Genomic DNA, 10,724 nt, shown 5'->3' with positions numbered 1-10,724 from the left:
AGCTATCGGAAGAACCAGGGACACGTAAAAAACAAAAAACCAAACTCAGACGAATCGGGTTTTATTGTGGTACCTCCAGTTCCGATAGCTATCGGAAGAACCAGGGATATGCCAAAAAGCAAAAAACCCTCAATATCGTAGGATATCAAGGGTTGGATGTGGTACCTCCAGGAATCGAACCAGGGACACACGGATTTTCAGTCCGTTGCTCTACCAACTGAGCTAAGGTACCTCGCTAATGCGGGTGCAAATATAACCGAGTTTTTATTTGTGCAAAAGAAATCTTTAAAAAAATTCATTTGTAACTTGCCGTCCTAGCTGCAGAAACATGTTACTACTCGTTGATCACGGAAATACACGCATCAAATTACACCTAACATCCGATGGGCAAAAATTTGATACTACGACGGTTAGCCCAGATTCGTTTCCCGACGAAACTGCCGAGCTGCTGCGCAAACATCCAAATGTTAATAATGTTGTTTTGAGTTCCGTTGCAGCCAACTTAGCGCCCTTTTTCGAACAGTTTTATCCAAATATACTCGTTTTTGATGTGGCAAAGTTGGCCGATTGGCCGTTTACTAACCGGTATACCACTCCCGAAACTCTGGGAATCGATCGTAAAGTGCTTGTCTCGGGCGCTGCTTTGTCCTATAAAAATACGTCTTGTTTAATTATCGATGCCGGTACGTGTATTACTTACGATTTTGTTTTGAACGATGGTTCGTACCTCGGAGGTGGAATATCGCCTGGTTTTCAGCTTCGTTTTCGAGCACTCCACGATTATACGGCGAAACTTCCGCTCGTAACTAAGGTTAGCGAGACCCCACTTGTTGGCAATAGTACCGTTTCTTGCATCGAATCGGGTGTAATAAATGGAATGGTAGCCGAAATAATTGGAATCATTAACCGTTATAATGAGCAGTATGCCGACTTTACCATAATTTTAACGGGCGGGGATGCCGAATTTTTGGCAACCCAATTAAAAAATGGCATATTTGCCGATTCAAATTTCATGCAGCGAGCTTTGTATGCACTGTACCAATTTTACAACCCTAATGATTAAACGAATTCTGCTGTCAGTGTGCCTTTTTATGAGTTTGGTTGCTCACGCTCAAAACGGAACACCTTCTATCTATTCTTTTTACGGTATTGGAGAAGTCACCTTCCGTGGTTCTGTTGAAAACAGATCAATGGGCGGTGTGGCCGTGTTTACCGACAGTATTCACATCAATTTGCAAAACCCGGCTTCATACGGAGGATTAAAATTTACCTCTTTTTCAGTTGCCGCTACAAATAATAAAACACGCTTTCAAACCAACAGTGTAACAGACGAAGCTGGCAGAACGAATATCGATTACCTTGCCTTTGCAATTCCTATCTCCAAAAAGTTTGGTGCCGGGATCGGTGTAATGCCGTATAGTTCGGTGGGTTATAGAATTCAAACCCTAGCAAGTGGGAGTAATTTGAATAATCGTCGCTATGAAGGTTCGGGAGGTTTAAATCGAGTTTTCTTTTCCTTAGCATACAATTTTTCTGAACATTTAAGCTTTGGAGTCGATTTACATTACAATTTTGGACAAATTGAGACCACAACTTTAGCTACTATTTCTGGAGTGCAATTGGGCACACGCGAAGAAAGTACATCGAATCTGTCGGGATTCACTTTAAACACCGGATTAATGTATCGCAGAAAAGTTGGTAAAAAGAATACGTTTTTTGGGAGTTTAACTTACACGCCGAGTACAGAAGTGAATTTGGATAACAGCAGATTTATTTCTACCGTTCTTTTTACCGCAAATGCAGAGGTGATTGATTCTGAAACAGAAGTAATTGTTCCCGATTCAAAATTAAAAATGCCACAACGCATAACTTTTGGTGCCGGTTTTGGAGAAGAACGCCATTGGTTGATCGGTGCTGAGTTGGCTTTAACATCGAATAACGGTTTTGCAAATAGGTTTGAAGATATTCAAAACGTAAATTACGAAAACGGTACCAAGATCAGTTTTGGAGGTTATTTTATTCCAAAATATACGGCCTTTAATGGATATTTCAACCGAGTTACATACCGCGCGGGCGCTCGTTTTGAGCGAAGCGGATTGGTAGTAAATGGCAAGAACATTGAAGATAAAGCAGTGACTTTTGGTCTTGGATTGCCTTTGCGCGGAACATTTTCGAATATAAACTTTGGCTGTGAATTAGGCAAGCGAGGAACAAAGGCTGCTGGATTGGTAGAAGAACGCTATACCAACATATCTATCAGCTTGTCGCTAAACGACAGATGGTTTGTAAAACGTAAATACGACTAATAGTGACAACCAAAAATTTATTTTTGTACCTCATTTTGTTTGTGATTTTTTGCAGTTGCGAAGATCGAATCAAAGCCGTGAACAAAAGTAATTTGGCAACTTTCACACCAAGTGGCGAGGCCGATTCCCTAGCTCTCAAGTATACCGATTCTGGTCGCATTACCGCGGTACTCGCAGCTAAACAAATGCGCGATTTCGCTACTGTAAAGCACGCATTCACCGAGTTTCCCAAAGGAATCGATTTAACACTCTACGACAAAAAAGGAAAGAGAACATTCATCACAGCACAGTACGCTGTGTCCTATAAAGGAAGTGATTTGATTGATTTGCGTAAAAATGTGGTTATTCGTTCCGAAGAAAATCAACGACTAGAGACCGAACAGCTATTCTTCGACCAAAAAAACGGCTGGTTCTTCACCGAAAAGCCTTTTTTATTTACCGATCCAAATGGCGGAACCACGCGTGGAACCGGAATCGATTTCAACAAAGATTTCAAACGAATCAATTATCAGCAGGTACGTGGACAAATAAACAAAGCAGAATAAAATGAAATTTCTAAAATTTACGCAATACGTTTACTTAGTTGCCGCAGCTTTTATGACTTATCGAACTGTAGAGTTGTGGAATAGCGGAACTGATGAACGCTATTTATACCTAATTTTTGCAGTAGGCGCACTTGCAATGTTCTTTTTTAGACGTCTTTACTTCAAGAAATTTGAAGAAAGAGCAAAAAACAATCAGCAAAAACAGCCGTAAATTAAGGCTTGGGCGACGCTATTAAAAAATAAAAATTTACCCTTGCCGTAATTTGGCAGATAATTGTATTTTCGCAGACTGAATTTAAAAATTAGAGAGAAACTATGGCAGTTTTATCCAAAATCAGACAGCGTTCGTTTTTACTCATTGCAGTAATCGGATTTTGTCTTCTCGCTTTTATCATTGGAGATATTTTTCAAAGCGGTGCATTTAACGGCTCTTCGAGATATGTCGGTACAGTGAACGATGAAGATGTAAGCTTCGACGATTTCAATTTAAAGGTTGTAAATCTGGAGAAAAGTCAGCAAGGAATGACTACTACTCAGGCAGCAAACCGTATTTGGGATCAAGAAGTTAACATCGTTTTGCTTACTGAAGAGTTTGAAAAATTGGGAATCCGTTCTTCGGAAGATCAAATAATGGATATCCTCAAGCAAAGCCAAGACATTGGGCAAAACCCTATGTTTTTGAATGAGGCAGGTTTATTCGACCAGAAAAAGTTTGATGAATTTATCAAAGCAAACCCAGCTCAGGCGCAATTGTTAAACGATCGTAGAAAAGAAGCAGCCTTGAACGCAAAGTTCCAGTCGTACGGAAGTATGATTCGTGGAGGCATGTATACGGCTTCTTTTGAAGGAAAGTTGAAATACAAGCTCGAAGCTGATAAAGTTTCTTTCGACTACGTTCAAGTTTTGTATTCTTCAATCAAAGATTCGGACGTAAAAGTTTCTGACGAAGAAATTATCGCAGAAATGCGTAAAGATGAAAAGCGATTCAAAGCTGAGGAAAATGTAGAGTTGGAATATATTCTCGTTGAAGATAAACCGTCGGCAGAAGATGAGGCTGAAGTTAAAAACGCTATCAATAGCCTTATGGCACCTCGCGTGGTATTCAACAACGAAACCGGTAAAAACGATACGATTCCGAGTTTCATGAACGCGAAAAATACAGAAGAATTCGTTTCAGAAAATTCAGATATTCCATACGATTCGTCATACACCGCTAAAAATCGTTTGCCTGCTGAACATGCTGAGGCACTGTTTAACCTACCTGTTGGATCGGTTTACGGACCATATATGTTCAACGGATATTACGCGATTTCCAAAGGAATGGGTCGTAAAGCCGGAGCAAACGCTCGTGCATCGCATATTTTATTGTCCTACAAAGGAGCTATGCGCGCACAGCCAAACGTAACTAGAACTAAAGAAGAAGCCGCAGCTAAAGCAGCAGAACTCCTTAACGAAGTTAAAGCAAATCCAAACAGCTTTATGATGATTGCTATGACAAATAGCGACGATGGTTCTAAACAAAATGGTGGCGATCTTGGGTATTTCGAGCCAGGTCAAATGACTACTAAATTCAACGATTACGTTTTTAACAATCCAGTAAATTCAGTCGGATTAGTTGAAACCGAATTCGGATACCACGTAATTAAAGTTACTGACAAACAAGATGCTGTTCGTTTAGCAACAATTGCACGCAAAATCGAAGCGTCTGAACAAACAAACGACAAGAACTTTGCAACCGCTTCAAAAATCGAAAACGATTTGAAATCGAAATCAATCGCTGAAGTAGCAAAAACCTACAAACTTACTGTTGCGCCTGTGGTAAAAGTAAAACCAATGGACGAACTTGTGGGAGCACTCGGAAACCAACGTCAGATTGTTCGTTGGGCGTACGATGATGAAAACGAAGTAGGTTCTTTCAAAAAATTTGATATTCCAAATGTTGGAAACGCCATTGTAAGCATCAAGAAATACAATGCGGAAGGTTTGATGGCGCTTGATCAAGCACGCCCAATGTTGGAGGCAAAATTAAAGAACAAGAAAAAAGCCGAGCTCATTAAAGCGAAACTTAAAGGTGCAAACCTAGCTGCTATGGCTGCTGCAAACAAAACTACCGTAAAAGTAGCAACCGATGTAACCATCGAAGCAGGTGTACTCGAAGGTGTTGGTCCAGAACCACGCGTAATTGCTACGGCAATGGCACTGGGCGCTAACAAATTGTCGGCTCCAATCGAAGGCGTGTCAGGTGTATATGTTGTAAGTGCTAAGGCGGTTACTGCGGCACCCGTAATCAAAGATTATAAAGATTACGTAGCCAAATTACAAGCTCAGAACGGAAGCGCACCTGGACGAATTTTGAACGCATTAAAGGATGCAGCCAAAATCGAGGATAATCGTAGATTGTTCTACTAGAAATAGGCACATAGACCAAATAAAAGTCCTGCATTACGCGGGACTTTTTTTATGCCCCATTCTCAGTTTGTCATTCTATTTTGGGCGGCAGTTCCGGCTGTTCGCTACAAGCTTGCCACCGCAGTACGGCAAAAGCTAAAAACCGCAGGAGCTTCCGCTGGTCGCTCTGCGGTTTTTGTTTTTGCACGCACCGCGTTTGGCAAGGCTTTTCGCTACCATCCGGGCCGCAAAGTCGTTGCCGGCGTTTCGTTTGCCAATAAAATATTTCCAGAACATTCGAATTTTAACAAACGTAATATTGCAATATTACTACGTTTAAATTATTGAAAATAATATGATTACATAAAGATAATCGTTTGATAATTAATAACGTTTTACGAATTTAAATAACGATTCTTAGGCAACGTCTTTCGCGGCCGTGATGGCAGTGGAAATAAAACCGTAGTGGCAACGTGTGACGGCGTTTTTTGCACTGCGACCAGCGGAAGCTGTGCGAAAGACAGCCAGAACCGGCGCCACACGATTTTATTGCAACGAACAGCGCGAAATGCCGCCCAAAAAATTTGTCAATTATTTTTTTGTCTCGTTTGCCCCAAATACTTGCACTAGAGTAATCGCAAAGTTTTTTTATAAACTATGTGCCTATGTGGTCCGCCGCAACCAGCAAAATAAGCAGTTTGTGTTAAATAGGCTATGTGCCTATGTGGTCAGCCGCAACCAGCAAAACCGCTAATTTGTGGGTAATTAACTATGTGCCTATGTGGTCAGCGTAAACTAGCACAATGAGCTTTTGGTAGTCAAAAAACTATTTGCCTATGTGGTCAACCGTTAAAAAATGGTTATACCTTCGCAATGTTTGCTACCCTGCGAGTTCTCTATATCGATCAAGTGTTGTGTTGCTCCTTGCCGAAGTGTTTCCGAGAGCAATTAAAAAAGTAGTTTGATTAAATATCGAACAGCTCGTCAAAAGCTAAGCATGTAGCAAATCCTTTCGCAATAAAGTACTGCTGTGGTGGTGTTTCGGAGAGTGCCAAAACAAAGTCGCCTCCCCATGCTCCTAAACTTTTTATCACACCCGGATAGTCGCTGAAAAGTTGTGCTTTTATGGTCGGAATTTGGAGTTGTGCCGAAAGTAAATCCTCATGTCGTTGCAGTAAATCTGCTAATTCCGCAAATTGGGTTGTTTCTGCTACAGCGCTCGTAATCGCGGAAACGGCTTCAAGAAATGCCGTGCTTTTCGGTAGCTGCTTGTATTGTGCAATCGCCGACCGACTGTTTTGTTTCTGATTCAAATGCACAAAATACATGTGATTTTTCAAAATCATTGGAAAATTAGCCGATCGAATTTCGCGACCGTTCGGGGTTTTCCGGTAAAAAATAGGTCCGTTTGCTGTCGCGCATGCCACGTCGTATCCGCTACCGCCAAAAGTAGCATCGGATAGTTCAAATACATCGACACCAACGTATTGCGCTACCAAACTGATCAATGTGGAGCTGCTTCCCAATCCCCAATTATTTGGGAATTCCAGTTGTGTGCTAAATTTCTTTCCAAAAAGTGGTGCGGTTGTTTTGCCTTGTATCGCTCGATTTAACACGTTGGACAAGGCCTGTCGTACCGGATCGGCAATTTGCGTTGCATTTTCGAGATCTTCTTGGGTAAACCGCGTGTCGAGCCATTTTTCGCCTGCAGCATTGTAGCTTTCCCAAGCTATTTTTTGTGTGTCTTCAAACTCGCTTACTCGCAATCGCTGTCCCAATTTTGTGGGAATCGCGAGTGCAAGCGCTCCGTCCAAGACTGCGTATTCGCCTGTAATGAGGAGTTTGCCGTTTGCCCGATACATCTGTTCGTTCATGACTTGCGGAGCTTATCGATAAACTCGTGAACACCGGCGTGCGACACCGCTTTTCCGTTAAATTCTGCCTGAACTGCTTTGCGTTCTTCGCTGTTTGCTTCAAGCTGATTTAAAATATTATTGAGGTGCATTTTCATGTGTCCGGCCTGAATTCCTGTAGTTGTTAACGAACGTAGTGCAGCAAAATTCTGCGCCAAGCCTGTAGCGGCAACTATTTCCATGAGTTGTGCGGCACTCGGATTTTTAAGCAGTTCCAAACTAAATTTAACCAGCGGATGCAACGACGTTAAGCCGCCAACGGTTCCTAGAGCCAACGGAACTTGTAATCCAAACGTAAATTGTGTTTCGGTAAGTTCGCAAAACGACAACGAACGGTATTGCCCATCACGAGCTGCATACGCGTGTGCCGCAGCTTCGATGGCACGAAAATCGTTTCCAGTAGCTAAAACCACTGCATCGATACCGTTCATGATTCCTTTGTTGTGTGTCACGGCGCGGTATGGTTCGGCTCGTGCAATATCGACAGCCATTTTGAAGCGCTTGGCAAAAAGTTCCGGATCGTCGATTCCTTTATCTTTCAACTCGGCAATCGAGCACGACACTTTAGCTTCGACCACGCAATTAGTCACGTAATTCGAGAGTATGCTCATAACAACGTCGAGTTGCCCATTAAGTTTGTCGGCTTCGCGGCGCATCACAGCTGCAAATTGTTCTAAGCAACTGTTTATAAAGTTAGCTCCCATCGAATCTTTGGTGTCGAAAGTGGCGTGAAGTTGGTAATAATTTGGAAGTTTATCGGTAGCGTTTCGCAGTTCAATGGTTAAAATTCCGCCGCCTCTTTTCTCCATATTTTTGGTGATGAAAGCGGTTTCTTCGCGGAAAAGCGACTGGCAATTTGCGAACCAATCTTGTAATTCGTTGCTTGCTCCGTTATAGGTAAAGTGTACTTGTCCGATTTTTTCCTGACCGATAATTCGAGTGGAGAATCCGCCGCGCGTTTTCCAAAATTTGGCGGCTTTGGCAGCAGCAGCCACCACCGAACTTTCTTCGATGACCATCGGAACAAAATATTCGTTGCCGTTTATCGAAAAATGGGGCGCGACACCTAGCGGTAAGTAAAAGTTACTGATGGTATTTTCGATGAAATCGTCGTGAAGTTGTTGCAACTTTTCGTCGGTGTTCCAATAATTTCGAAGTACGTTTTTTGCGAGCGTGGGTTCTTTGAAAAACGAAGAAGCAATAAAATCTATTTTTTCCAACTTGCTTAACTTCGAGAAGCTTGCTGCAGAATCTGTCATTTTAAACGAATTAAGTTGCAAAGATACAAGATATCGGAGTTTTTAACAGTTTTATTCTGATGTCTGAACGCTTATTTTATGCCCATTTATAGCTTTTGCACCCTTTTTTTTACTAAAATTGACACTTTAATTCGTTTCTATGCGCAACAGCAAATTTTTGTATCTCTTTTTAGTGCTAACCACGTGGGTTTACGCACAAAAACAAATCACAATTGATCAAATTTATCGGGGCTATTTTAGAACCGAAAATCTAGAAGAACTTCAGGTTCTCCACAAATCCAATACCTATGCGGTTTTAGAAGAAGAGGGCAGTGGTATGTCGATAAATCTGTATGATTTTGCGACTCGTAAGAAAATTGAAACCATTTTCAGTACGGCTGCATTTCCAGAAACTAAAGCAGGCATCGACGGCTTTCAATTCAGTGAAGACGATAAATACATTTTGATTACCGCGGGATCAACGCCTATTTACCGGCACTCTTTTCTTGCGCGTTATTTTCTGTACGACACGGTTTCCAAGCAACTAACGGCCATTACGGAAGATTTGATTCAAGAGCCGCAATTAAGTCCGGATGGTTCGAAAATTTGTTTTGCTCGGGAAAACAACTTGTATCTTTTTGACGTTCGAAGCAAAGCAGTTAGTGCCATCACAACCGACGGTGTAAAAAACAAAATTATTAACGGTATAACCGACTGGGTTTACGAAGAAGAATTTGCCTTTGTGAAAGCCTACCAGTGGAGTACCGACAGTAAAACGATCGGATTTATTCGCTTCGATGAATCTGAGGTTCCTGAATTTACCATGAATGTGTACGGACAGAATTTATATCCAGGTAACGAAACATTTAAGTATCCAAAAGCAGGAGAAGCCAATGCTACAGTGAGCTTACATTTTTTCGATGTGGCGCAGCAAGCAACCAAGAAAGTGGATTTAACGGGATACACCGATTTTTACATTCCGAGAATAAAATGGAGCGCTGATGCCCGCTTTTTGAGTGTACAGATTTTGAATAGACACCAAAACAAGCTCGATTTTTACTTTGTAGATGCACAAACAGCCGAAAAGAAATTGCTGTTCACCGAAACCGATAAGGCATATATTGATATTACTGATAACTTAACTTTCTTATCTAAAAACCGCTTCATTTGGAGCAGTGAAAAAGACGGCTTCAATCATTTGTACTTGTATGGAAGCGACGGTAAACTAATCAACCAAATTACACAAGGAAATTGGGAAGTAACGGCTTACTATGGTTTTGACGAAAAAACGAAGCGTGTTTTTTACCAATCGACTGAGGAAGGCAGTATCAATAGAACGATCAGCAGTATTGGAATCGACGGTAAGAATCGAAAAAAGTTATCGCAGCAAGTGGGTACCAACGGCGCCACGTTTAGTCCGGTGTTTACGCACTTTATTAATAATTTTCACGACAGCGCAACACCTCCGCAGGTTTCGTTAAACGATGCGGTGACTGGAAAATCGATACAGGTTTTGTTGCGAAACGAAGCTTTGCGTTCGCGCGTAGCCGAATTCAAAATGCCGGAAAAGGTTTTTATGACCGTGAAGTCGGCAGACGGACAAGATTTAAATGCGTGGATGGTAAAGCCAACAGATTTTGATGCGAAGAAGAAGTATCCGCTTTTTATGTATCAGTATTCGGGTCCGGGTTCGCAACAAGTGAGCAACAGCTGGAACGATTACGACGATTATTGGTTCAAAATGTTGGCGCAACAGGGCTACATTGTTGTTTGTGTTGACGGTCGTGGCACCGGTTTTAAAGGCGCTGCATTTAAAAAGTGTACGCAAGGCGATTTAGGAAACTTAGAGGTTCAAGATCAGATTTTTGCTGCTAAAAGTTTGGCAAAATTCGACTACATTGATGCCAATCGTATTGGAATTTTTGGCTGGAGTTACGGCGGATTTATGTCGGCTAACTGTTTGCTTAAAGGTTCCGACATTTTCAAAATGGCTATTGCTGTAGCGCCGGTAACTAATTGGCGTTTTTACGATTCGATTTACACGGAACGTTATTTGACTACGCCGCAGGAAAATGCGAAAGGTTACGATGATAATTCGCCGATTAATTTTGTGAAGCAACTGAAAGGAAAGTTTTTATTGGTTCACGGAACGGCAGATGACAACGTACATGTACAAAACTCCATGCGCATGATCGAGGCATTGGTACAAGCCAATAAGCAATTCGATTGGGCGATTTATCCCGATAAAAATCACGGTATTTACGGCGGCATGACCCGTATACAGCTTTACAATAAAATGGCAGACTTTATTAAGAATAATCTTTAACCAACCAA

At 41.7% G+C, this 10,724-nt stretch carries 8 protein-coding genes and 1 tRNA gene; 6 read left to right on the top strand and 3 right to left on the bottom strand.

Features of this window, described 5'->3' with window-relative positions; translation table 11 throughout:
• Positions 1-159 precede the first annotated feature (159 nt).
• Positions 160-232, bottom strand: a tRNA-Phe gene (locus ACOVQQ_RS10940).
• 96 nt (positions 233-328) lie between these two features.
• Here ACOVQQ_RS10940 and ACOVQQ_RS10935 point away from each other — a divergent pair.
• The 5 genes from ACOVQQ_RS10935 to ACOVQQ_RS10915 all read left to right on the top strand — a co-directional run bounded on the left by ACOVQQ_RS10935 (position 329) and on the right by ACOVQQ_RS10915 (position 5,260).
• Positions 329-1,063 carry a type III pantothenate kinase gene (locus ACOVQQ_RS10935; protein ID WP_421818230.1) on the top strand — a complete coding sequence of 245 codons (735 nt, stop codon included), beginning with the start codon at positions 329-331 and terminating at the stop codon, positions 1,061-1,063.
• Positions 1,056-2,306 carry a hypothetical protein gene (locus ACOVQQ_RS10930; RefSeq protein ID WP_421818229.1) on the top strand — a complete coding sequence of 417 codons (1,251 nt, stop codon included), beginning with the start codon at positions 1,056-1,058 and terminating at the stop codon, positions 2,304-2,306. Before ACOVQQ_RS10935 ends, ACOVQQ_RS10930 begins: the two co-directional genes overlap by 8 nt.
• A gap of 2 nt (positions 2,307-2,308) precedes the next feature.
• A complete protein-coding gene (lptC, locus tag ACOVQQ_RS10925) occupies positions 2,309-2,851 on the top strand; it encodes an LPS export ABC transporter periplasmic protein LptC (protein ID WP_421818228.1) in 543 nt (180 codons plus the stop codon).
• Position 2,852: 1 nt separating this feature from the next.
• Entirely contained in the window at positions 2,853-3,062 is a 210-nt protein-coding gene (locus ACOVQQ_RS10920; protein WP_421818227.1) for a hypothetical protein, read from the top strand.
• A gap of 104 nt (positions 3,063-3,166) precedes the next feature.
• Complete coding sequence (locus tag ACOVQQ_RS10915; RefSeq protein WP_421818226.1) at positions 3,167-5,260, top strand: peptidylprolyl isomerase; 2,094 nt, start codon at positions 3,167-3,169, stop codon at positions 5,258-5,260.
• 944 nt (positions 5,261-6,204) lie between these two features.
• Here the strand turns inward: ACOVQQ_RS10915 and ACOVQQ_RS10910 are convergent.
• On the bottom strand, positions 6,205-7,113 hold the full coding sequence (locus ACOVQQ_RS10910) for a GYDIA family GHMP kinase (RefSeq protein WP_421818225.1): 909 nt from the start codon (positions 7,111-7,113) through the stop codon (positions 6,205-6,207).
• The gene (locus ACOVQQ_RS10905) at positions 7,110-8,432 is read right to left on the bottom strand and encodes a hydroxymethylglutaryl-CoA reductase, degradative (RefSeq protein ID WP_421818224.1); all 1,323 of its coding nucleotides are present in this window, start codon (positions 8,430-8,432) and stop codon (positions 7,110-7,112) included. Before ACOVQQ_RS10905 ends, ACOVQQ_RS10910 begins: the two co-directional genes overlap by 4 nt.
• Positions 8,433-8,550: 118 nt before the next feature.
• Between ACOVQQ_RS10905 and ACOVQQ_RS10900 the strand changes: the two genes are divergently transcribed.
• Complete coding sequence (locus ACOVQQ_RS10900) at positions 8,551-10,716, top strand: S9 family peptidase (protein WP_421818223.1); 2,166 nt, start codon at positions 8,551-8,553, stop codon at positions 10,714-10,716.
• Positions 10,717-10,724 lie beyond the last annotated feature (8 nt).

This window comes from Flavobacterium sp. (assembly GCF_049240005.1).
Classification (GTDB): domain Bacteria; phylum Bacteroidota; class Bacteroidia; order Flavobacteriales; family Flavobacteriaceae; genus Flavobacterium.
The sequence above is the reverse complement of the archived record's forward strand: the minus strand, read 5'-3'. Positions and strand labels throughout refer to the sequence as shown.

Coding starts and splice junctions, on each gene's coding strand:
- ACOVQQ_RS10935 (WP_421818230.1), top strand. CDS start 329: ATGTTACTACTCGTTGATCACGGAAATACACGCATCAAATTACACCTA.
- ACOVQQ_RS10930 (WP_421818229.1), top strand. CDS start 1,056: ATGATTAAACGAATTCTGCTGTCAGTGTGCCTTTTTATGAGTTTGGTT.
- ACOVQQ_RS10920 (WP_421818227.1), top strand. CDS start 2,853: ATGAAATTTCTAAAATTTACGCAATACGTTTACTTAGTTGCCGCAGCT.
- ACOVQQ_RS10915 (WP_421818226.1), top strand. CDS start 3,167: ATGGCAGTTTTATCCAAAATCAGACAGCGTTCGTTTTTACTCATTGCA.
- ACOVQQ_RS10910 (WP_421818225.1), bottom strand. CDS start 7,113: ATGAACGAACAGATGTATCGGGCAAACGGCAAACTCCTCATTACAGGC.
- ACOVQQ_RS10900 (WP_421818223.1), top strand. CDS start 8,551: ATGCGCAACAGCAAATTTTTGTATCTCTTTTTAGTGCTAACCACGTGG.